16 protein-coding genes are annotated in these 21746 nt (G+C 59.6%); 10 read left to right on the top strand and 6 right to left on the bottom strand.

Annotated elements, in window-relative coordinates:
* The first annotated feature begins 62 nt into the window (after positions 1-62).
* The 4 genes from V5E97_RS34470 to amaB all read left to right on the top strand — a co-directional run bounded on the left by V5E97_RS34470 (position 63) and on the right by amaB (position 5822).
* Positions 63-1904, top strand: a complete 1842-nt coding sequence (locus V5E97_RS34470; protein ID WP_406696068.1) for a hypothetical protein — start codon at positions 63-65, stop codon at positions 1902-1904.
* Positions 1905-2117: 213 nt separating this feature from the next.
* Positions 2118-3113, top strand: a complete 996-nt coding sequence (locus V5E97_RS34465; protein WP_406696067.1) for a class I SAM-dependent methyltransferase — start codon at positions 2118-2120, stop codon at positions 3111-3113.
* A 468-nt stretch (positions 3114-3581) separates the two neighbouring features.
* Positions 3582-4004, top strand: coding sequence for a secondary thiamine-phosphate synthase enzyme YjbQ (locus tag V5E97_RS34460; protein ID WP_406696066.1), 423 nt, complete (start codon positions 3582-3584; stop codon positions 4002-4004).
* A 285-nt stretch (positions 4005-4289) separates the two neighbouring features.
* Positions 4290-5822 (top strand): L-piperidine-6-carboxylate dehydrogenase, encoded by a 1533-nt coding sequence (gene amaB, locus V5E97_RS34455; protein ID WP_406696065.1) that lies wholly within the window; start codon positions 4290-4292, stop codon positions 5820-5822.
* A 43-nt stretch (positions 5823-5865) separates the two neighbouring features.
* Here amaB and V5E97_RS34450 read toward each other — a convergent pair whose 3' ends face one another.
* Positions 5866-6558: a (5-formylfuran-3-yl)methyl phosphate synthase gene (locus tag V5E97_RS34450; protein WP_406696064.1), complete on the bottom strand. Its 693-nt coding sequence runs from the start codon at positions 6556-6558 to the stop codon at positions 5866-5868.
* A 2-nt stretch (positions 6559-6560) separates the two neighbouring features.
* On the bottom strand, positions 6561-7409 hold the full coding sequence (locus V5E97_RS34445) for an exonuclease domain-containing protein (protein ID WP_406696063.1): 849 nt from the start codon (positions 7407-7409) through the stop codon (positions 6561-6563).
* Between the two features lie 156 nt (positions 7410-7565).
* Here V5E97_RS34445 and V5E97_RS34440 point away from each other — a divergent pair, with 156 nt between their 5' ends.
* The 3 genes from V5E97_RS34440 to V5E97_RS34430 all read left to right on the top strand — a co-directional run bounded on the left by V5E97_RS34440 (position 7566) and on the right by V5E97_RS34430 (position 11215).
* On the top strand, positions 7566-8093 hold the full coding sequence (locus tag V5E97_RS34440; RefSeq protein ID WP_406696062.1) for a CAP domain-containing protein: 528 nt from the start codon (positions 7566-7568) through the stop codon (positions 8091-8093).
* A gap of 94 nt (positions 8094-8187) precedes the next feature.
* The gene (locus V5E97_RS34435; protein ID WP_406696061.1) at positions 8188-8517 is read left to right on the top strand and encodes a hypothetical protein; all 330 of its coding nucleotides are present in this window, start codon (positions 8188-8190) and stop codon (positions 8515-8517) included.
* Positions 8518-10054: 1537 nt separating this feature from the next.
* The gene (locus V5E97_RS34430; protein WP_406696060.1) at positions 10055-11215 is read left to right on the top strand and encodes an ISAs1 family transposase; all 1161 of its coding nucleotides are present in this window, start codon (positions 10055-10057) and stop codon (positions 11213-11215) included.
* Between the two features lie 235 nt (positions 11216-11450).
* Here the strand turns inward: V5E97_RS34430 and V5E97_RS34425 are convergent, their stop codons facing one another.
* From V5E97_RS34425 to V5E97_RS34410, 4 genes are all read right to left on the bottom strand, one after another.
* A complete protein-coding gene (locus tag V5E97_RS34425; protein WP_406696059.1) occupies positions 11451-11726 on the bottom strand; it encodes a hypothetical protein in 276 nt (91 codons plus the stop codon).
* Between the two features lie 2020 nt (positions 11727-13746).
* Positions 13747-14790: an HTTM domain-containing protein gene (locus V5E97_RS34420; RefSeq protein WP_406696058.1), complete on the bottom strand. Its 1044-nt coding sequence runs from the start codon at positions 14788-14790 to the stop codon at positions 13747-13749.
* A complete protein-coding gene (locus V5E97_RS34415) occupies positions 14787-15329 on the bottom strand; it encodes a hypothetical protein (protein ID WP_406696057.1) in 543 nt (180 codons plus the stop codon). Before V5E97_RS34415 ends, V5E97_RS34420 begins: the two co-directional genes overlap by 4 nt.
* Before the next feature lie 204 nt (positions 15330-15533).
* Positions 15534-16664, bottom strand: a complete 1131-nt coding sequence (locus V5E97_RS34410; RefSeq protein WP_406696056.1) for a redoxin domain-containing protein — start codon at positions 16662-16664, stop codon at positions 15534-15536.
* A gap of 380 nt (positions 16665-17044) precedes the next feature.
* Between V5E97_RS34410 and V5E97_RS34405 the strand changes: the two genes are divergently transcribed.
* The 3 genes from V5E97_RS34405 to V5E97_RS34395 are packed head-to-tail and all read left to right on the top strand — an operon-like array spanning position 17045 to position 20925.
* Positions 17045-18214, top strand: a complete 1170-nt coding sequence (locus V5E97_RS34405) for a 1-deoxy-D-xylulose-5-phosphate reductoisomerase (RefSeq protein ID WP_406696055.1) — start codon at positions 17045-17047, stop codon at positions 18212-18214.
* On the top strand, positions 18202-20166 hold the full coding sequence (locus V5E97_RS34400) for a site-2 protease family protein (protein WP_406696054.1): 1965 nt from the start codon (positions 18202-18204) through the stop codon (positions 20164-20166). The genes V5E97_RS34405 and V5E97_RS34400 overlap by 13 nt, the downstream gene beginning before the upstream one ends.
* Positions 20167-20211: 45 nt before the next feature.
* Positions 20212-20925, top strand: coding sequence for a hypothetical protein (locus tag V5E97_RS34395; protein ID WP_406696053.1), 714 nt, complete (start codon positions 20212-20214; stop codon positions 20923-20925).
* Positions 20926-21746: the final 821 nt, after the last annotated feature.

Below are 21746 nucleotides of genomic sequence, written 5' to 3'. Positions count from 1 at the left end.
TCTCGGTGCGATCTCGACGTGAGATTTCCCTTGCGGCCAGGCCTCAGAACGGGTGAGTCGGAATGAAGGGAGCCTCTGCCCGCCATCGATGGCTTTCCCCCTGGCTTGCGCTGGGACTGGTAGCCCTGGCGACCCTCCAAGCGGGCTCTCAAGACCTGAGACCGGTACGCCCCAGTTCTCCCCCCTCGATCTGGGGAGTGGGACGTCCGCTCGCGATGGAGGTCGACGGCGGTCGGTCACAATTTCAGGTCAAAGCCCCCGAGCCGGGTTCAAGGACACTTGTCGTGGTCTCGGCCTTATCGGGTTCGGCGGGGCCCTATCCGATTCGGTTGACGGCACGAGGAGTCACCGAGTCTCGCCCTCCCCTACTGGCCCCCGCCGAGAAGCGTGGGAAGGCAAATCTGGTGGCGCCAAGCCTCCCTGCCGTGGCAGCGCCCGTCGATACCATGCCGCCTCACGAGCGGAAATTTTATGTCCTTGCCCGCGATGGCGACGTTGCCAGCGCCAGCAATTATCTCGCGATCACAGGGCAATTGCGAGCCGTCGGTGAGCGTGTTCAGGTCTATGTCGACTCGTTGGATGGAGCTCGGGTCGGCGAGCCCGTCCTCCGCGATCTGGTGGCGACCTTCGACCAGCAAGTCTTCCCGGTCGCCGCAAAAACGATCGGTCAGGCACGCGACGTCGACGGCGATGGCCGGTTCACAATCCTCATGTCGAGTTGGTTAACTCGGCTGGCGGGGGGACGCCATACTGTCGACGGCTTCGTCCGAGGTGCGGATCTCGACCCTGGATTTGCCGCCCCGTTCAGCAATCGCTGCGATATGATGTATTTGAACGCGAGTCTTCAGGCCGACCCTTACTTGAGAACCATCGTAGCGCATGAATACACGCATGCGGTCACCTATAGCGCCAAGACGTTCACAGGACCGGTAGGCGAGCGTTTGGGGGCTGACGAGGAAGGATGGCTCGACGAAGCATTGGCCCACCTTTGTGAAGATCTCCATGGATTCTCCCGATCGAATCTCGACTATCGCATCAGTGCCTTCCTGTCGAATCCGGAACGCTATCGGCTTGTGGTAGAAGACTATTACACGGCCGACCTCTTCCGAAGCCATGGGAATCGGGGGAGCACCTATCTGTTCCTCCGCTGGTGCGCGGACCGCTATGGACCGGCGCTCCTCCCCGCCCTGATCCGATCGCCGCGTCACGGGATCGAAAATCTCGAAGCCGTGACCGGAGCCCGCTTCGCCGACCTCTATCGACAGTGGTCACTCGCCCTCTACTTCAGTGGGATCGAAAAGGCGGCTCCCAGCGACGGGTACCGAACCCTCGACGTTCGCGCTTCCGTCGACGGCTGGCAATTGGCGGGTCCCCGAACGAGCCGGGTCGTCCCGGATGGAGGGTCGGAGACCTGGTCGGCCGCGGGCACGAGTAGCCACTACATCGTGGTCGACGCCTCGCCGCTTGGCGCGATCGATGTGGAGATTACCGGTCCCGCCGAGGCGGATTTACAAGTCACGGCCGTCCCACTTCCCGCTGCGCTCGCCAACCTCGACTTGCGGGCGGGCATCGAAGCCAGGTCGGGGGGAGAGCTCTATCTGAGAGCCGAAATCCGAGAGCGCGATGGCACGCCGACGACGCTCTCAGCGCTCGCGTGGGAACCGCTCGTTCCAGCGTCTAGCCCGCACGGGCTGACGTTTCGGCGAGGCAAGCTCGAGACGACAGCACTGGTTGCCGCGTTCGGTACGTCGGCCCTGCCAGGTCGAGGGACGCTCCACTCCCGCCCGATCAGGCTGGAAGGGGTTTCCAAAAGTAGTGGCCCGCTGATCGTTAAAGCCATCGGAACCGATCGCCATGGTAGGCGTGTCGCCGCCTGGGCGGAAGTCGCTCTCGGCGGTGAATGATACCGACGCAATCAACTCCAATTTTCGGATTGATTTCTCGGCCCGCCTCGTTGAGTTGATGCCGATTGGAAAAATCCAACGTGAAGTTGGCCGTTGAGTTGCTACACTTGACCCGTTTGCTCTCTGGAACCATACTCCGCAGCTCAACCTGCTGTTATTTGATTCATTGAAACTGAACATGGTCGTAGTAGCGCACTTACAAAGGAGGGAAAAATGTCGCGCCTGTCCGAACTGACCAACGCGATTCGTCGACGTGAATTTCGTCCCTCCTCGCTGTCTCTCTCTCAGTACGTGATGCCCGGAACTCAACCTCGCACCGGGCTCTCGGACCGGCTCAAGGAGTGTCGCGCCTACCCACTTTACTATTACCCTCAAAGTTATCTCGAAAAATTGATGGTCAAGACGGGATTTGGTGGGTTTGGAAAATGTCTCGTCTGCGGAGCGTTCACTCCCTGGAAGATTCATACGGACAATCTCAGAGAGACGGGACTCTGCCGCAACTGCCGTTCGATGAATCGATATCGCGCATTGGCTTACGTCATCTGCAAGTCTTTGAGCGGCGATCTCGGAACCAGCCTTCGCTCGCTCGTGGACGTGGCCAAGCTGGAGGACCTCAAGGTGTACAACACCGACGCCCATTCGGCGATCCACTCGGTCCTTGCTCCGATGAAAAACTACGTCTGCAGCGAATATCTCGGCGACGAACTTGCCGGCGGCGAATACGTAAATGACGTTCAGCATCAGGACCTGATGAATCTTTCGTTTCCTGATGCGAGTTTGGATGTGGTCCTCTCGGCCGACGTGTTCGAACACATCCCCGACCCGTACAAGGCTCATCGCGAGATTTTCCGGGTGCTCAAGCATGGGGGACGCCACATTTTCACGGTTCCCTTCGACCAGGCCCAGTATCTCGACGACCTTCGCGCGGTGATCGACGAAGATGGTTCGATCAAAATGTTGAAGCCTCCGATCTATCATCATGATCCGCTTCGGATCGATGAAGGGTGCCTCGTCTACTCATTTTTCTCGATCGAAATGCTTGTGAGGCTGCGCCGCATTGGCTTTCGAACGAATTTTTACCGCATCGAAAGCCCCTGGCACGGAATCTTCGGCCATAACAGTACGGTTTTTGAAGCGATCAAATGGGACCCCCCAAGCGAACTTCCCTCGGACGACTGGTTCCAGGGCTCGAGCGTCCCCCTCCACTGAACCTGCCTCAGAGCAAGTATGCCCCACCGGCACTCACTTTGCGAACTGACCGAATGAACGCCGGGGTTGCCACGACGAACCCGTTGGGCATCGCCTCGCTCAGGCGTCCACTGCTTCAACTATCCGTTGGCCGGATTCCCGAGCTGGGTGATTCTTGAAGTTATCAAACAAGCTAAAGCCGATGGATTGCTTGCCGATGGCCAACCGGTGGTCGAGTTGACAATTGGAAACTTGGGGGCCGGACTGGCAACTGCTCGCTGGTCCTGAGTCGGGTGCGACGATCGTCTTTCTTGCTTACGACAGCGGCCTGAAATATTAAAGTACCGACTTGTTTCTTTGAACGAACAATTGCATTCGCTCAACTTATGCCAAATAAAACCACTTCAAATCAGCTTTAGAGGCGATTCCTACTCGCAACGATTGTTTTCAAGTTTGTCCAGTGCGGATAGATACTAAAAGGGAACCAACGTGAAATCAACCACCGAGTATTTGACCTTCCAGCTCTCGGAGCGGATGGGTTTCCTGAACATCACCCCGAAGCTCGAACAGATCGTTCAGAAGAGCGGAGTCAAGGAGGGCCTCCTCCTCTGTAATGCCATGCACATCACGGCCAGCGTCTTCATCAACGACGACGAACCCGGCTTGCATGAGGACTATAAGGCTTGGCTGGAGGCGCTCGCTCCCTTCGACCCGTCGCCCCAGCGGTACCATCACAATCGGACGGGCGAGGACAATGCCGACGCCCATATGAAACGGCAGGTGATGGGTCGAGAGGTGGTCATCGCCATCACCGATGGGAAGTTGGACTTCGGCCCCTGGGAACAAGTCTTTTACGGCGAGTTCGACGGACGACGCCCGAAGCGGGTGCTGGTCAAGGTCATCGGGGAGTAAACCCTCCACATTCCCTTCCGAACGACGGTTTGCATCGGGATTTGCAGCTCTTCCGAAAATGCTTCACCCTTCCCATCCGCGCCATCCTCCTAATAATTGTGCGGGGACGCAGTGGAAACGAAGCCGTGCATGGATTCGCAGGCGGATATGAAGTCGCGATGTTAGACGGCCCGCTCAGCCGTTGGTCCCGGTTTTCTTTGATGTTCTGATGGGTAACCGCACCGTGGCCACGGGTTGAGAACCATCCGTGGCACCCAGGGCTAGCGCACAATTCAAGGAAAGACCATGTCCACCTGCTTAGAAAGACTGGGCCTTGAGTCGGTCAACAGCGGGGCCTGTCACGCGAGTTGGATGGATCGGCCAGGGGGCGAGGTCATTACCTCGAAGAATCCGGCGACCGGTGAACCGCTCGCGCAGGTCATCATGGCCTCGGCCGATGACTACCAGCGGATCGCGGAACGGTCATCTGCCTCATTCTTGAAGTGGCGCCAGACCCCCGCTCCAAAGCGTGGAGAGGTTGTCCGCCAAATCGGTGCGGCCCTGCGCGAGCGGAAGCGGGACCTCGGCCTACTTGTCACGCTGGAGACGGGAAAGATCCGGTCGGAAGGAGAAGGGGAAGTTCAAGAGATGATCGACATGTGCGATTTCGCCGTGGGGCTGTCTCGGCAGCTTCACGGATTGACAATCGCCAGCGAGCGTCCGTTGCATCGAATGATGGAGCAATGGCTTCCGATCGGACCGGTTGGGATTATCACCGCGTTCAACTTCCCCGTGGCCGTCTGGTCGTGGAACGCGGCGTTGGCGGCGGTCTGTGGCAATTCGATGATCTGGAAGCCGTCGCCCGAGACACCGTTAACGGCCGTCGCGGTTCAGCGGATTGTCAACGAGGTGGCGGCGGCGAATGACTGCGAGGGGGTGTTCAGCCTTGTCGTCGGCGGAGCGAGCGACGTTGGGGAGAGCATGATCCATGACACCAGGCTCCCCCTGATCTCAGCAACGGGAAGTTGCCGGATGGGAGAACGAGTTGCGGAGGTCGTCGCGCGACGGATGGGCCGATCGCTCCTCGAGTTGGGGGGCAACAACGCCATCATCGTGGCCCCGAGTGCCGACCTGGAGCTGGCCCTGAGGGGAATCCTGTTCGCCGCGGTCGGGACGGCCGGACAGCGTTGCACGACCGTTCGGCGTCTGATCGTCCACGAATCGCTGATCGAGACCGTGATCGAGCGACTCAAACGATCCTTCGCCAGCCTTCGAATCGGCAACCCCTGGGAAGATGGCGTCTTGATGGGGCCGCTCATCAACGAGCGTGCGGTCGAAACGATGGAGCAGGCGCTCAGAGCGGCCGAGGCGCAGGGTGGAAAGATTCTCTACGGTGGCAAACGACTTCCGCGGCCAGGATTCTTCGTCGAGCCGGCATTAGTCCGTGCCGACCCTGGGATGCCGATCGTCGGCGAAGAAACCTTTGCACCGATTCTGTACGTGATGAGTTACTCCACACTCGACGAAGCGATCAGAATTCAAAACGGCGTGGCCCAGGGTTTGACGTCGGCCATCTTCACCAACGACCTGCGCGAGTCGGAACATTTCCTCTCGGCCGAGGGTTCCGACTGCGGCATCGCAAACGTCAACATCGGCACCTCGGGTGCCGAGATCGGCGGGGCGTTTGGGGGCGAGAAGGCCACCGGTGGAGGACGTGAAGCCGGTTCCGACGCCTGGAAAACCTACATGAGACGGCAGACATGTACCATCAACCGAGGGGCCGACCTCCCGCTCGCCCAAGGCGTCAGATTTGATCTGGGGGCTGATTCACGGGAATAAGGATGAGCAATAAGGGGGAAAAGCCGAGCCGTGAGGTGACCGCTTACTCCAATTCCATCCTCTTGACCAGACGTGCCAACCGGGCGACGCGGGCAGGATCGATTGCACTCCCACGGTCCCCGTCGTGGCAGGCAGCCCCCCGGACGGCGATCCAATCGGGATCCAAGGGCGCCAGCCGTTCGATCCGGGATTCGTTCAGGCCGCCCGCTAGCGCGACGGTCAGTCCCCCTTGACGTGCTCGAGCCAGCCAGGGGATCCATGAGCGGCCGACTGTGCTGGGACTCGATTTATCCCAGGTATCAATCAAGATGCCGGTGCAACCGGCAACGGCTAGGGCTTCATCCAACACAGCGGTGGGCTCAGGCGCCTGGGCGAGTGGCCAGTCGGAGTAAACCACGGCCACCCAGGCCGGGCCCTCCCCCCATCGATCGCGCAGGTTGGCCCAACCGGTTCTCCAGTCGGCCCCGACTCCCGCCAGCCCGAGCTTTCGATACGATATTCCCGCGAAGTGACTAGGAGACGGATCGGCCTGGTCGGTCCACTCCGGCAGTTCCCCGAGCGCTACGCTGAGGCAAGCTTCGGCGGGCAACATTTCACGGCTGGCTTGCCAGACTTCGGTGTCGGCCCGCCCGAGAGGGCCTCGAGCCGGCTCCTTGAGATCGATGATGGACGCTCCTCCGGCGAACGCAACCAGGGCTTCCTCGACCGATCGTACACTCACCAGCAGCCGCGGCACGCTTACGCCTCCGGAGCCGTGGGGGCCGTCGTCATCTCGCTCGGAGGAACGACCTGGTAGCGGGTGACCCGATCGAGCCGGAATGACTTCTCGTAGGTATCGAGGTGACATAACGCGACCAGGTAGGCGACCCCTCCCCGATGGGCGAAACCGCGCGGAGTGACATCGCGAGGAGCAGGGCCACGTGATCCGCCCGCGTATTCCATCCGGATGACCAAGCCTTGCGCGATCGCCTCGTTGAGCAAGTCCCAACCGTTTGGAGCGGGCATCCCACCGCGCGCGTCGATGATCGGATAGGAGACCAACCATTCGGCAGGCGTGGTTGCACCATTCAGGGCGAGCCAGAGTCCCTTGACGCGCAGGCTATCCGCCAAGGCCCGATGAGGTCCGTCGGGGTCGAGACTGAACAACCGGGCGAGGGTGTCGAGGCGATGATCGCGTGCCTCCGGGATCATTCTCCTCGCCAGCGCAAGCGTGTCGACGACGGCATACTCCGAGGCGTCTCTGCCGATCAGGGCAAGTTCGCGGCCGAGAAAGCCTGCATCAAACGCAGCATTGTGAGCCAGAAGCAGGGTTGTCCGAGGGTCGCCAAGGTATTCGAGAAACTGAGGTAAAACGTCTCGAGCGGGTAGAGCGCCCACGAGGTCGGCGTCGGAGATTCCGTGAATCGCCTGGGCGGCGGGCGACATCGGTCGCTCCGGATGGACGAGACATTCGAACCGTCCGAGTTCATGACCGGAGGCATCGAACCGGACCGCGCCAATCTCGACCACTCGGTCGGTTTCTGCCACCAGCCCGGTGGTTTCCAGGTCGAACGCGACGTATTGGCGCGTTGGGTTCTCGGATTTCATTCCTCGGGCAAACTCCCGTTGATCACGCTGACATCCCACGAGAAACCAACATTATCGGGCATTGCGGCCGGTACGACCAGTTGAATCGTTACGGGATCGTTAGGAGCCGATCGGAATCGCTCGTTCCCCAGGGAAGTCGAGGACGAAGATTCGTCCATGGTGTGCCCTGTTATCCCGCAAAGGAGGTTCCGCGTGTTGGCCGCGATGTTGGCAATCATGCCTGGCTGTCTGGCGCAGACTAACCTAGCTCCTCGGGCTGCGGTTCCGCGCGATACGGCCATGCCGGAGAGCCCCGGCGATACGCTCACCGGACTGATTGAGGCTCATAACCGTGAGCGAGCGAGGCGGGGACTCCCCGCGCTCTCGGTGGATCCTCGACTCGAAGCCGCAGCGAGCCGGCACGCTGCCGATATGGCCTCACGGCGAAAAATGAGCCACAGGGGAAGCGATCGGTCCTCCCCGTTTCAACGAATGCAAGCCGAAGGATATCAGTATCGGCGTGCGGCCGAGAATGTTGCCGCCGGAGCGTTCACCCTTGAGACCTTGATGAACTCTTGGATGAATAGTCCTGGGCACCGGCGGAATATTCTCGGTCCGTACACCCAGGCCGGTGCTTCTTTTGCAACCGGAGAAGGCGGCACATCGTATTGGTGCGTCACCTTCGGAGAACCAGTCCGCCCCTGAGACCGCCTCGTGGGCGGTGCATCGGCTATCCTTGCATTGACGAGGGCGAGCAACCCCTTCAAGCGGGGCAACGGCCCGAAAGGTTTGGGATCTCATGCGTGGTCATCGTTGGTTGGCAGTTTCGCTGATCGTCTTGGGGACAGGCTGCCAGTCGGGTACGTCCGCTCGGCGCATGGCGTCGGCGGAACCCACTCTCTTGCCGCCGACCGAGCCGGGTACGACCGTGGTCCAGACTCAGCCGGCGCGCGAGATGACTTGGGTCGACCGTCACCCGCTATTCATCAAACCGCGTGAATATTATGACAACTCGGGAAGTAACCGGGTGGTCAAAGCAGCCGCGGCCACCGTCATCGGGGTTCCCGCGGGCATCATTGGCGAGATCAAACAGATCGTCGTCGGCACGCCCACGGACCTGCGCTACTGATCAGGGCATCGGTGGGGAGCCACATCGTGGCCTCCCTCGAGCGCGGGTGCCGAACAATGAACGAATCGCTCGGAACCCGTGTGAGAATCAGCCTGGCCGGTTTGCCTTTCGCCCGCGCTCCTTCGAGGAACTCGCGGGCGAAAGCCTTTCCCATGGAAGCAGCAGGGGGCCGTGTCCTTACGGCATGCTCACGACTCCCCCTTCTCCCTTCCCTCAGTCGACTTCGACCGTCGAACGCAAGCCAGACAGCGTTGACATCGATTCGAGCGAGCGTTGCAAACCGCGACGTTGCCAAAAACGAGTCGCTCTTCCTCGAACGGTCACCTCGCGGCCTACCACACGAACTTCAACGTCGCGCAGGCGATCACCAAAGTTCTGACGGATCTGGTGTTCGATCCGGCGCTTCAATGCGGCGTCCGAGGCCGGGTCCGTTCTCGGTTCCACCTTGATCGAATCGGAGGTGCCGGCCCGTGGAGTGCCGAGTGGGGCAGCGAACGGCGTCGGAAACATCCGGCCGAACAAGCCGGGGGCTCGCCTTGGAGCCGGAGTCGGCGACGGTGCCACCGGCTTCGACGCGTTGCGACGTGTACCAGGAGCCGTCGATCGTGTTGCTGCTTCCGACTCTTCGCCTTGCGGTATCGACTCGAGCACCAACGGCCGGTTGCTGACTTCGGAGGTCGGTCGCGCAACCGAACTCAACCTACGGCGCGACTCTGGCATCTCCGACGGACCGACCAACGGGGGAAAATCGCTTTCGGTACTCGCACCGGCCGATTCCGGAGTGGGGATGGCCGGTCGTGGCCGAGGAGCGCTCCGGTTGTTCAACCCGGGGATTGCGAGCACGGCACGACGATCGGGACCGGTGGAGGACTTTGGCTCGACCAACGACGACGATGAATCGTTCGACGTCGCTTCCGATGGCGCGGATGACGGCGGGAGCAACGGGAGCGCATCATCCTGCGCGATGGCTCCTCCGCTGATTCCAAGTCCGAGACCCAAGGAAAGAATCGTTTCGATTCTCCGCATCAACCCATCCCCGACGTGGCCAACTCACGCGTTTTCACACCGGCCCGCTTCTTAAGTGGTCGGCAGAAATCTTCAAAGAAATCCAATCGTTTTTGGGTGCGCATCCAGCGTCAGCGCTGGCGAAAACACGCTGGTGGACTCTCGTGCAAGAGCCCTAATTCGTGTTCACGCGCCGGATCACTCTGAAGTTTCGCTTATCTCTACCGAAGGGTTCGTGCGAGCGAACGATGACGGAGCCGACCAGGACGGGAACAATTGAAGTATGCCTGGGAGCTTTTTGGGGCGCGTGCCCATCGCGACGTGGGGGGGGGACCACCTCGAGAATTGAGCGGTTCTCGCGGGCGTTACGAATCAGGGAGGAAAACGAGAACGGGCTCCCACCTTATAATTGGCCCCAGGGCCAGCGCGCATTTTGCGTAGGCTTGGCAGTTTATGACGCTTGCGCTTTGGCCGATTTATTTGTATACATTCTCTGGGAGATTTTTACGGCTACGACGCACTTGGGTCAACCATGGCGAATATCAAGCAAAACGACATTGACGAAATCATTCAGCATTTCGCCGAGTTGGAGGACCCTCGCTCCACTATTAACCGCCAGCATCCTCTGAGTAGTGTGCTCGTCATTGCCTTGATGGCGGTCCTCGCTGGTGCCGCCGGGCCGACCGCGATCGCCAAGTGGGCCGCCATGAAGGAGGAGTTCCTCGTGAAGCTCCTGGACCTACCCCGTGGTGTCCCACGAAAGGATGTCTTTCGTCGCGTCCTGATGATCCTCAAGCCCGCCGCGTTTCAAGCCTGTTTCGCAAACTGGCTCCAATCTTTGCGCGATGCGGCCACTGCGGCGACCGGCGTCGAGCAACCGATCCTGGCGATTGATGGAAAAACGTTGCGGCGAAGTCACGATCACAAGAACGGTCTAGGGGCTCTCCATTCGGTCAGCGTTTGGGCCAGCGAATTTGGCCTGTCGTTAGGGCAAGTGGCCTGCGCCGAGAAATCCAACGAGATCACGGCCATCCCCGAGTTACTGCGGCTTGTGGACATCAAGGGAGCGATCATCACGATTGACGCGATGGGGACACAAAAGGCGATCGCCTCGCAAATCGTTGAGGGCGAGGCGGATTATGTGCTGGCGTTGAAAGGAAACCAGGAGACGTTGCACCAGGCTGTTATGGGAGCGATCAACAAAGAATGGGAGAACGATTTCGCCGATGTCAAAGCGAGTCGGCTTCAGACCAGCGAGACGGCCCATGGGCGAGCCGAAACGCGTACGTACATTCAGATGGCTGTGCCAGAAAGTTTGCCGGGGCTCAAGCCATGGAAGGGGCTGAAGTCGATCGGTGTCGTGGTCTCTGATTGTGTCCGGAACGGGAAAAAAACGTCCGAAGTGCGTTATTATATCAGCAGTCTTAATGTCGATGCGAAACGATTCGCCCACGCCGTCCGGAGCCATTGGGGCATCGAAAGCGCCTGTCATTGGAGTCTCGATGTAACCTATCGCGAGGACGAGTCGCGAATCCGAGAGAAGCACTTGCGCGAGAATTTCGCATGGCTCAATCGCCTGACACTGTCGCTATTGAAGCAACATCCGGGCCGTGACAGTCTGGTGATGAAACGACGCAGTTGCGGTTGGAGTGACGACTTTCTTCTGCAAGTTCTTGCCGGATCAACACTTTAGTGTGCGCTGGCCCTGTAATTGGCCCCAATTCCGTTCGGGCAGGTCCGAGGGGTCGGGAGCCTGAGCCTACGTTCCGCGTCCCATCTGTCAGAAGACCGCTTTGAATCAATCGAGGAACCGAGACATGAGGCTTGCCTCGGCCTTTTGCATCAATTCACCCTCCACACAGGACCGCGATCGTGGAGTGAAGCGGATCGAGACAAACGGACGCGTGCCACTCATGATGGATTTGTGACTACGCCTCCTGATTAGTGGCTTCAATCGCGAGCAAGAGCTTGGTGGCTTTCCGCTGGCTCGCGGGTGTGACACGCCCCTCGCGAATGATCCGTTTTAGGAGGTGTTGAGCCGCGTCCAGGAATAGACCGGTCTCGATACGTTCCTGTCGCTCTTGATACCAAGCCTCCAGAAGCTCATCGATCTCTTCGGCTGAGCGGCTCGGTGACACACCGATCGAGGCAGACGCTCCTTCATCAGCGGTCGCCCGAAGCAGTTCGTTGAAATGACCGATCATCGTCGAGGCTCCTTCGCCTTGAAGCATACCGAGGCACGACCACAAATGTACGCCCCGGCATGATTCGACCTCTTGCGTTCCCGATTCAGCCCGTTATAAGACGATCCATCGTGTCATTTGCAATTGGGGGGCCGTTCTTCGAGCCGCCCCACTCGGTTTTTACCCCTTCCTTTATCGTGCGATTCGTAACCCAGGTCGACCGGATCGCAATAACAACCACAGAACTGAGAAATCCGAACTTCGGAGTGGCAGAGCCGATGGCCGCGTTACCGTGCATTCTCCAACCTAGTTTCGGGGGATTGTCAGCACGTTGTCACGGGCAGTCAACAAAAAAATTAAATTTGTGTACTTCTTGGTCAGTCACGATTCCAAGGTGTCGCGTGTACCGAGGCGTCTGAAATGGACGGGAACCAAAACTTTGATCAATTTCGCAAAATGTCGTGGTCGAAAGCACTCTTTTGGATTGGCCTTAGTCTTAGGCCACTTACGGAGAAATCAGGCGACCGACTCACCCAATCTGTCCGAACACCTGTCGGCTCACGTAAATCAGGTGACTTGTTCGCCAGGATCAATGCTTCATCCGAATCCAGTCTGCTCTCGGCTGGGATCCAAGGACAACCGGCCCGGTGTCGATGCCGATGAGAACCAATCTGCAGGACCTGCGAAAGTCCTCCGAACAGCGTGGGAGAACCACGCGTGAAAGAAATCTAGCAAGTTCGATGCCGAACAAGTTTGTGTATCCAAAAGCAAATTCTCGCAATCATGGAGGCATGGCGACGACCGCGTCCGATGGCCCGCGAATGAGCTCAAAGAGCCTTGCTCGCATTGGCGATTGGTACGGGACGATCCGGCTGGTGCGGGCAAACCCGGGTAGGTGAACTTATGCAATCGCCTTCCCTCCGTAACGCGATGGCTAGGACAAGTTGTCAGACGACCGCACTGCCGATGGCCACGATGTCTGTTGAAACGCGGGCACCGAAGAGGTTGAACAGAATGACTGCCGCCTCGCTCTGGCCGATCAAACCCGAACAACGTTAGCCCCGAATTAATCGGAAGTTAGCCCCTCCAAGCGTCAGGGGAGTGTCACAACCTTCCTCGAACGGTTCTCCGTCCCCAGCAAAGGGGTAGCCAGAGGATCAATTCGCCCAGCGCCGCCCCAGCCAGAAGGGTCAACGGCATGCCTGAGGCGTTGACCCGGGACGTCCGCCCACGCTGGAAGCACGGTCTTTCCGCAGCCCTTCGGGATCAATCGGCTCGCGTTGCCAAACACCGCAATGCGGATCGACCCCCGCGTCTCCAGATCGAGATTCCGTTGCTCGAAAGCTCGCAAGTAAACCCGCCTGCGACGGACGAGGGAGCGATTGTGGCAGGACCATCAGGGCATCTCCGCTTGTAGGAGTGACCAGATCTCGATCAAAGCGCAATGAGGATCGGTGTTGTTAGCGAATCCTCGGCGCACACGTCCTCCGGGATCAACGACTTCCGAGAAAGCCGAACCAGGATGATGCGAGACGATCAATCCAAGGCGTCTTCACAAACGCCGGGAATGCGGTTGTTCTTTCGAACTTCTAATCTCTTGGGGCTTCTCCGTTCCGCAGGTCAGCCCAATCGATGAAGAGCAAGGTCAATAATGGTAGGGCCCCATGGCGAATGTCAAGGATATGGCGAAAAATTCCTCTGCGTCATTCTAAACGGACGAGCCGATGAGGGCGTCTTAGCTGAGTGTGGTGGTCAGGGATGCTGGGAAGAAGGGACTTCGGTCAAGGATTTCAGGCCTGAATCAGGGTCCACCGATCACCTCATTCCACCAGGACCCGGGGCACCCACCGAAATATCCATTGCCTTGAGAATCGAGGTGACCGTGGAATTTCGAAGCATGAGGGGATGTCAAGAACAGACTCGATCGAGTCGGACGGCGACCACCGTTGGTGGCGATTGCGAGGAAGCAATGGTGCTCCCCGGAGGCCACGGGTGTCCCAGCCGCAGACTGGCCATGGCCTTCAAGGGGATGTTCAGACTCTCAATCTTCCAAGTGGTCCTCACCCGTTCCGATCGCGGCACGGATCCGGTTGAGTGCGGGATCGAATTGATGTCGTCCCGCCAGTCCCGACGGAGAATCGACACGGCCGGGAACTTTGGCGAGCGGCGCCCCGGTCTCACTCCGACGCCGAAACCAGGATCGGGGGTTCAGGCAGCGAATCAACGAGTTGAGTTCGTCAGGCGCGAGGAAGACAAGGTAGCAGGCTGTCATGACCTCGCCGAAGATCGGCACGTTCACGGTAAAGAGAACTCCGGCATGCAGCCCGAGTCCCGCAAGGGCCATCCAAACCCGAGTGGGTCGAAACCAGAGGAAAACGGCAAGTCCGAACTCGACGGCCAGGGCGATGTAAGTCAGGAGATTGATCACCAACGGATACTCGACCAGCCACATCAGTTGTGAGCGGCCGACTTCGGTGTTGCTCAGAACAAAGTGGAGTGCCGTTCCCCCGAGCCAGGTTCCCCCATTGCACTTGAGGACGGCCGTGTCGAAGTAGATCAGCGAGAGATGCAACTGGATCAGACGTTGAGCCCAAGGAACGATCAAAGGTTCGGCGAGCGTTCCTCGTTTGCGGGCCGCCCGCCGGGCATCGAGTGAAAAGGCGGCTCCACAAGGGCTCAACATCGCGTAGAAGGCCATGATCAGCACGAGCGTATCGACACCGCAGTTGGTCACGATATTCCGGTGGTGGATCGAGAGCAACGTGAGGTAGAGCAAGACCCCCATGATCCTCGTGTGCCAGCCCACGGTGAATAGGACCACCACGACGGCCGTTGCCCCGAAAAAGAGGCGGACGGTCAGCGGGTCGTCAACCCATTGCAACGGGGAGAAGCGGAGCGCTCCGGCAACTTCCCGGGCCTCGGTTCCTTGCAGCAGGCCGGTGTTCGTGAACCAGTAGTCGAGCTCGAAGGACATGAACGCGAGGTTGGCCAAACAAAGTAGGCCGAAGACGATGCGGAAGGCTCCCAACGGGCGAGCCGAGATCGGGCCGAACCAAAATCGGTTCCACACGCGGAATGGATTCATGGCCGTACCTCCTTCTCGCTCGCGAACTGATATGTCGTCGGGAAGGGCGATCGTTGCGTCGGGGTCATCAGGTCGACGGGATTCCCGGGCGGTGGCGTGGGCCGAATCTGATAGACGAGTTGAACTTCCACGGGATAAGCGTCGGCGGGCAGGTTGAGCTGGCGAACCGCGTGGCGAGCGGCGTATTTGCGCGGCAGCTCGAAGTCATCCACACTCAGGTTCGCCGCATATTTCGAGTGCCGAAATCGGGGAATTCCCTGGAGGGCCGTGTAGTCGGCCAATTTAACGAAGGGAAAAACGGCTCGAATTCCCTTCGCGTCCACGACCTCGGCTTCGAGAGTAAACGTGTTCTGCACCGGATCGGGAGCAAACATCGTCCAGTATTGCCAGAATCCGAGCGGCAGGATGTAGTAAGAAATGAGGCTGGTCGTCCGTTGCCGGAGCGGGCAGGGGGGGAGCACCCAGAGCAAAGTTGCGCTGAGATGGACGACCAGGAACACCGAGATCAGTAGACGACGAACGTTCAATCGCCAGTCCATGGCCCCTCCTCGAGTATCAGCGGTCCGAGCGGAGGGCCGGACTTTAGAGGAACTTGCCGGAATCGTCAATTCGTCTTCAAGACCTTCGTCAATTCGCGAGTTCGCCGCCCCCGACGACCAGTGCCAGAGGGGCGGGAATCGAGTCCCGCTCCCACTCTGGCCTGCTCCGAGATTCGCCCTGAATCGATCAGTCGCCGCAGGCGTTCACGGTGTTTCGGTGGACGTGGAGGCTTCTTCAGCCAGGAGTGTCTTGACGATTTCCTCCATCCCCAGGCGGGAAATGCTGTCTTCCATATCGAAGAGACCGGCCAGCTTGGCGCGAACCTTGCCTGTGCGATCGATGAAAAAGGTGGTCGGGAAGCCTTCGATGCCCCCGGCACGTTCCTGCGTTTTATCATCACCGATCAGGCATGGATAAGGGATCTTGTTTTCCTTGACGAAGGCGGAAATCGTCTCGTTCACCTTCTCCGGCGGCACTTGTTCATAGTTGATGCCGACGACTTGCACGCCCTTGTCCTGGTACGTTTTCTGAAGGTCGATGAAGTGGGGGATCTCCCGCCGGCACGGTGGGCACCAGGTTCCCCAAAAGTCGACGACCAAGACCTTTCCGCGAAAGTCGGCTGAGGAGACCGTCTTCCCCTCGAGGTTCGGGAGACTGAAGTCGAAGGCGAATGGTTTGGTTTCCGCGAAGAGCGCCTGGACCTTGGCTTTCACTTGAATCCGAGCGGACTCCTCAACCTTCGCGATCAGTTCCTTGAACTCGGCCCGTTCTTGCAAGGAATGGAAGGCTTTGTCGCTCCGCAAACTCTCTGCATTCGAGAAGCCCGATTCGATGGATCCTTTGAGGGCCTCGACGGCTTTTTCGGCTTTCCCCTCGGAAGCCAGGATTCGGGCCTCGTTAAACAGGGCCGCGCGGAACAGGTTGGTTTCCATTGGGTTCAGCTTTTTGAATTGGCTCTGAACCTGGCGAATCACCTCCGCTGACCTCAGATAGGTCCGCGAGTTCTTGGGCGAGTCCATGCTACTCGCTCGATCTTGATCCACCGCGGCGAGCATGACGAGCGCCTCGCGATTTCCTGGCTCGAGCTTCACCACCTCTTCCAGTAACGCCGATGCGCCTCCGAGATTGCCCATATCCGCAGCCCGCTTGGCCTCGTCAAAAAGCTGCTCGGGAGTTGAAGCCGCATCCAGGCGAATCGGTCGCTTGGCCTCGTCTCCCGCCGTGGATGCGTAACCGGGGGGCCCGGTCGTGATCTCGATATTGGGTGCGGAGTCGGCACAGCCCGCCAAGAGCAGGAACAGCCCGACGGGCACGATTCGTCCAAGGCCTGTCATCGATCGCTCCGAATGTTTTCGAGGAGTCGAATCCCCCCCGGACCAAGCGTCAAGTTACCCCTCTACTTCATCCAGAGTGGTCAAGCTTTTCAACCCTTGCCCCGAAACAGGACCAACCGACCAGGGCGAGTCGTTCGCTCCGACTGTTGCCCGAGAGTTCCGGCCCGACTCGCAATCGCAAGCCGAGCCTACCGATCGTCCTGGCCGTGGCCTGGCTTGCCGGTTTCTCTTAGAATTCTTATAGTGAGCCAATAGGTAAACGACCGGACGGTCCGCGGGGGAATCGGCGGACGAGGGTCTGCTCGGCCTGCCCTGTGCGACGGCTCCGTTTGGCCTACTTAGAGATACAACGGATGTCGGGCCAGGAGCCGAGAACGCCGATGGATTCGGGCGTCAAATTGACGAATGTCGTGGTCCTGGGTTCGACGGGCTCCGTGGGCCGAAGCGCCCTGAGCGTGATCGAACACGATGGGGGTGCGCGCCTGGGAGCGTACGGCCTGGGCGCCCATACCAGTTGGGAAGCTCTCGTCGACCAGGCAAGAGCGTGTCGCCCCCGATATATCACGCTGACCGATCCCCAAGCCGCTGCCTGCATCAATGGGCAATTGAGTGGGACCGGCGTGGAGGTACTGTCCGGACAGGACGGCCTCATCACGATGGTCCAGGACGAACAGACCGATCGGGTCCTCAGCGCGATCGTGGGGGCTGCCGGCCTCCAGAGCACCTGGGCGGCTCTCGAAGCCGGTAAGATCGTCGCTCTCGCCAATAAAGAGACACTCGTCGTGGCCGGCCCGCTGGTCATGGATCTCGCTCGAGAACGGGGCGGATCAATTCTGCCGGTCGATAGCGAGCATTCCGCCATCTTCCAGGCGCTTCGCTCCGGGCAGGATCGAGAAGTTCGTCGGGTCATCCTGACCTCCTCGGGCGGACCATTTCGAGGCCGATCGCGCCGGGAACTCGCCGAGGTTTCCGCCGCCGAAGCCATCCGACATCCCACCTGGCAAATGGGCCCGAAAATTTCGGTCGACTCCGCCACGTTAATGAACAAGGCGCTCGAAGTCATCGAAGCAAGGTGGTTGTTCGATCTCAAACCCGAACAGATCGAAGTCGTCGTCCATCCCGAATCGATCGTCCACTCCATGGTGGAGTTCGTGGATGGAAGCGTGATTGCGCAGCTTTCCCCTCCCGACATGCGATTGCCGATCCAGTTTGCCTTGACCTACCCCGACCGAGTGGCGGGTGGGTGCCCGTTACTCGACCTGACCAAGTCGTTTTCGTTAACCTTCGAGCCGCCAGACGGCGAGACGTTCCCCTGTCTGGAGTTGGGATTCGAGGTCATGCGTCGGGGTGGGACCGCGGGGGCGGCGTTGAACGCCGCGAATGAGGCTGCGGTCGCTCGATTCCTTGATGGCGAAATCGGTTTCCTCGACCTTCCCCGCGCGTGCCGCGCGGTGCTTGATAACCACACATTCAATCCCAGGCCCACACTCGACGAACTCTGGGTGGTCGACGCCTGGGCTCGGCAGGAGGTAAGACGTTGGAGATCTTGACACCGGTTTGGAATATTTTGAAGGTCGCGCTTGGCTTGGGGTTCGTCATCTTTCTCCACGAACTCGGTCACTTTCTCCTGGCCAAATGGAATGGGGTCAAGGTCGAGAAATTCTCCATCGGTTTTGGTCCGACCCTGGTCGGATTCCGCCGGGGAGAAACGGAATATGTGCTAGCAGCAATCCCCCTGGGTGGCTTCGTCAAGATGCTCGGCGAGTCGCCTGACGACGAGGCGAACAAAACCACCGACCCCCGCGCCTATCCGAACAAATCGGTCGGGGCGCGGATGGCGATCATCTCCGCCGGCGTGATCATGAACGTCCTGCTCGGGTTGGCTTGCTTCGTTTATGCCTACGGACAAGGCATGGAGGAAGTGCCCGCGATGATCGGCATCGTCAAGCCGGGCTCACCCGCCTATGACGCCGGGATCCGACCGGGCGATGAGATTGTGGCCATTGACGGCCGACGCGACGTCAACTTCGGTTCCATGATGCTCAAGGTTTCTTTGAGCGGCGCGGGACAGAAGGTGGATTTCGAGATCGCCCGCCCTGGCCAGACGGATACGATTCCAATCACGATCGAGCCAAGGCGTGAAGAATCGGAAGACGTCCCTCGAATCGGCGTCGCTCAGGAAGCCAGCCTGACACTCGCCAAACCTCCCGTCGGGAAACCGGTGGGAATCTCGCCGCCTCCCAAGCCGGCGGACCTCGGCCTCCAGTCGGGGGACACGCTCATCGCACTTGGCCCAGAGGGGGTGGCAGCGGAGACGATTGATAACGCCGAGGCGTTGAGAGCAAAGCTGGCAACCCATCGAAGTGTCCCTCTGGTCCACCTCTTCGAGCGTCGCGTCGAGACCGCCAAGGGGAAGTCAGCGAAGCGCGAAGAGGTAAAGGCACTTTTCCCGGCCAACCACGTGCTGGACTTTGGGTTCCGCCTGACCAACGAACCGATCTCCAGCATCCAGGCCAACTCGCCGGCGTCCAAGGCGGGGTTCCAGGTCGGAGACCGGATCATCAAAGTCGATGGGAATTCCGACTTTGATCCGATGCGCCTGCCCGAACTTTGCTTCGATCGAGCGGAACAAACCATGACCTTCGTGGTGGAGCGTCCAGGGTCGGACAGCGCTTCGACGGAAGTCACCATCGAGGTGACTCCCGACCGGTCGCCGTATGGCCTCGTCTTTTTCCCGTCGGCACCGCTCGGTATCCCCGGACTTGGTCTTGCTTACCCGATCCGCACCAAGATTGCCGCGATTGACCCGGGATCTCCCGCCGAAAAGGCGGGGCTGAGGGTCGGCGACATCCTTGGAAAGATCACGCTGAACCCGGTTGATAAGTCGGTTGAAGCACAACTGGATCCGATCCCGTTGAGCGAGAAGGGCCTGGAATGGCCCCACGCGATGAGCCTGCTTCAGACTGAGCCGGTTCGCGATGTCGAACTCACCATTAATGGTTCCTCGAAGCCGGTTCGACTCCAGCCCCGGCTCAATCCGGATTGGTACAACCCCTGGCGCGGTCTCCAGTTCAGAACCAGCATCCGTACCCTTCCGCCCCAAAGCGTGCAGTCGTCGCTCCGTCGCGGGTTCGACGATACGGTTGACAACATTCTTCGGATCTATGCCATGCTCCGAAGCCTCGCTCAGAAACGGGTCAGCCCCAAACTCCTGGGAGGGCCGATCATGATCGCGAGCGTGGCCTACTCACAAGCCGACACCGGCTTGACCCAACTGGTCCACTTCCTCGGGATTCTGAGCATCAACCTCGCCGTTTTGAACTTCTTGCCAATACCTCCACTCGATGGAGGGCAGATGGTCTTCCTGATCGGCGAGAAAGTCCGCGGCCGCCCCCTGCCTGACTCGGCCATGATCGTCGGGAGCTGGATCGGGATCGGCATGCTCCTCTGCTTGATGGTCTACGTGATGTATCAGGACATCATTAGATTTTTCTTTAGCTAGTTCCCGGGATCGGCCCTGTGCGGATCCAAGAGGGAGGGGTCGGGAATGAGCGGTATCTGGGGGCTTATCGACTGTCGTCCAGGGGTTTCGCCCCGCTTCAGTTCCGGCGTCACGCTCGACCTGGTTCTGGAACGACTCGAAGCGGGTGAAACGCCGAAGCAGTTGATTGCTGCCTTGAACCTGACACCGGCCGGGTTGATCGCGGCGTTAGGGCATGCCGCGCTGGGAGATGACCAGGCGGAGGGGGTCGGACTGGTTCAGTCCCCCCCTTCGCGGCCCTGGCTCGAGCCGGCTCTGTCCGACTCCGCCTGGCAGTCACTCCTCCCCGCAGTACCAAGGTCGGCCCGGCTCGCCCTGGTCGCGGGGCTGTTTCAGATCCACGACTTCTGGGAAGCCAGCCACGAGGCGGCGCAACAGGCCGATGGCCTGGGCGAGCGGGCCGTCTCGGCGTACTGGCACGGGATCGCCCATCGCCGCGAACCCGACTCGGGCAATGCGTCCTACTGGTTCCGACGAGTCGGTCAACACTCGATCTTCGAACCGCTCGCCGAATCAGTTCGCCGCCTGCTGGCCACCTTGCCGGATCGGTCCTTGGGAGATCACCTGCTGAACGGCAATCAATGGAACCCGTTTGGCTTTATTTCCCTTTGCCGTGACGGAAAGCCCACTCCGGCTCTTGCCCCCCTCGCCAGACGTCTCCAGCGACGCGAGATGATCGCCCTGCTCGAAGCGACGGCCTTCGCCATCGGCTTTGGCTGAGAATGCACATGTGCTGTGATATTTTCCGCGCGTTGGTTGAGCCGAACCTCCCAGATCGGCTGAGCCGGCCCTGCCAAAATTCCGATTTTGTCGGCCTGTCTCATCTGCGGTGGGTCGGATTTTCGCTTTGATTTGTGGGATAGCGTCGCTCATCCACGACTGCTCCCCTCCTGATCCCCGATTCAGAACGACCACGTCCCTCTGCTGAGATCGGCCGAAGGAACGCAATCGCCTCGCGATCGAGATCCTTCCTTCCCTCCACTTCCCCTCTCCTTATTTGACTCCCCACTCCACTCATTGATAGAACCGTCGTTTTTTGATTAACAGTTATCATTGACTGTTGCTTCGCGATTCCCCCCCATCGTCACTCTGGTTCGTCTCAAATCGACTCGGTTCTCAACACGCTACACACTGGCGTGACAATTCTCGATTGTGCACTGTCAGTGGAACGGCTCCGCAGTCCGTCAAGGGTCCCAAGGCAAAAATGGCAAGTCTCCGTAGTTTTAAAGACATACCGGCTTCCGCGTCCTAGGGTTGATTTGAAAGGGAGGAGCCCTGTCACCCGGGCCGCCGAAACGATCCCCATTCTCAGGTTGAGGCCGAACTTTGCAGTGCCTGAATTCCACGGGTCTGTGATCCGGGAGCCCCTGGCCCGTATCAACGCCCTAATTTCGATCCTGATGAATTCAGACGTCTCTTGAACTCGATGTCGAGGGGATGGACCCCGTTCTACCGCTCAAGGAGGGCGATCTCGATGCACCCCTGGCAAGACCACAATCATGAGACCGCAACGCCGACGGGCCACGTTCGTTTCAGTTGCC

The sequence above is a fragment of the Singulisphaera photorubra genome, assembly GCF_045290345.1.
Classification (GTDB): Bacteria; Planctomycetota; Planctomycetia; order Isosphaerales; family Isosphaeraceae; genus Singulisphaera.
The sequence above is the reverse complement of the archived record's forward strand: the minus strand, read 5'-3'. Positions and strand labels throughout refer to the sequence as shown.

Coding starts and splice junctions, on each gene's coding strand:
- V5E97_RS34470 (WP_406696068.1), top strand. CDS start 63: ATGAAGGGAGCCTCTGCCCGCCATCGATGGCTTTCCCCCTGGCTTGCG.
- V5E97_RS34465 (WP_406696067.1), top strand. CDS start 2,118: ATGTCGCGCCTGTCCGAACTGACCAACGCGATTCGTCGACGTGAATTT.
- amaB (WP_406696065.1), top strand. CDS start 4,290: ATGTCCACCTGCTTAGAAAGACTGGGCCTTGAGTCGGTCAACAGCGGG.
- V5E97_RS34445 (WP_406696063.1), bottom strand. CDS start 7,409: ATGAAATCCGAGAACCCAACGCGCCAATACGTCGCGTTCGACCTGGAA.
- V5E97_RS34440 (WP_406696062.1), top strand. CDS start 7,566: ATGGTGTGCCCTGTTATCCCGCAAAGGAGGTTCCGCGTGTTGGCCGCG.
- V5E97_RS34435 (WP_406696061.1), top strand. CDS start 8,188: ATGCGTGGTCATCGTTGGTTGGCAGTTTCGCTGATCGTCTTGGGGACA.
- V5E97_RS34430 (WP_406696060.1), top strand. CDS start 10,055: ATGGCGAATATCAAGCAAAACGACATTGACGAAATCATTCAGCATTTC.
- V5E97_RS34425 (WP_406696059.1), bottom strand. CDS start 11,726: ATGATCGGTCATTTCAACGAACTGCTTCGGGCGACCGCTGATGAAGGA.
- V5E97_RS34420 (WP_406696058.1), bottom strand. CDS start 14,790: ATGAATCCATTCCGCGTGTGGAACCGATTTTGGTTCGGCCCGATCTCG.
- V5E97_RS34415 (WP_406696057.1), bottom strand. CDS start 15,329: ATGGACTGGCGATTGAACGTTCGTCGTCTACTGATCTCGGTGTTCCTG.
- V5E97_RS34410 (WP_406696056.1), bottom strand. CDS start 16,664: ATGACAGGCCTTGGACGAATCGTGCCCGTCGGGCTGTTCCTGCTCTTG.
- V5E97_RS34405 (WP_406696055.1), top strand. CDS start 17,045: ATGGATTCGGGCGTCAAATTGACGAATGTCGTGGTCCTGGGTTCGACG.
- V5E97_RS34395 (WP_406696053.1), top strand. CDS start 20,212: ATGAGCGGTATCTGGGGGCTTATCGACTGTCGTCCAGGGGTTTCGCCC.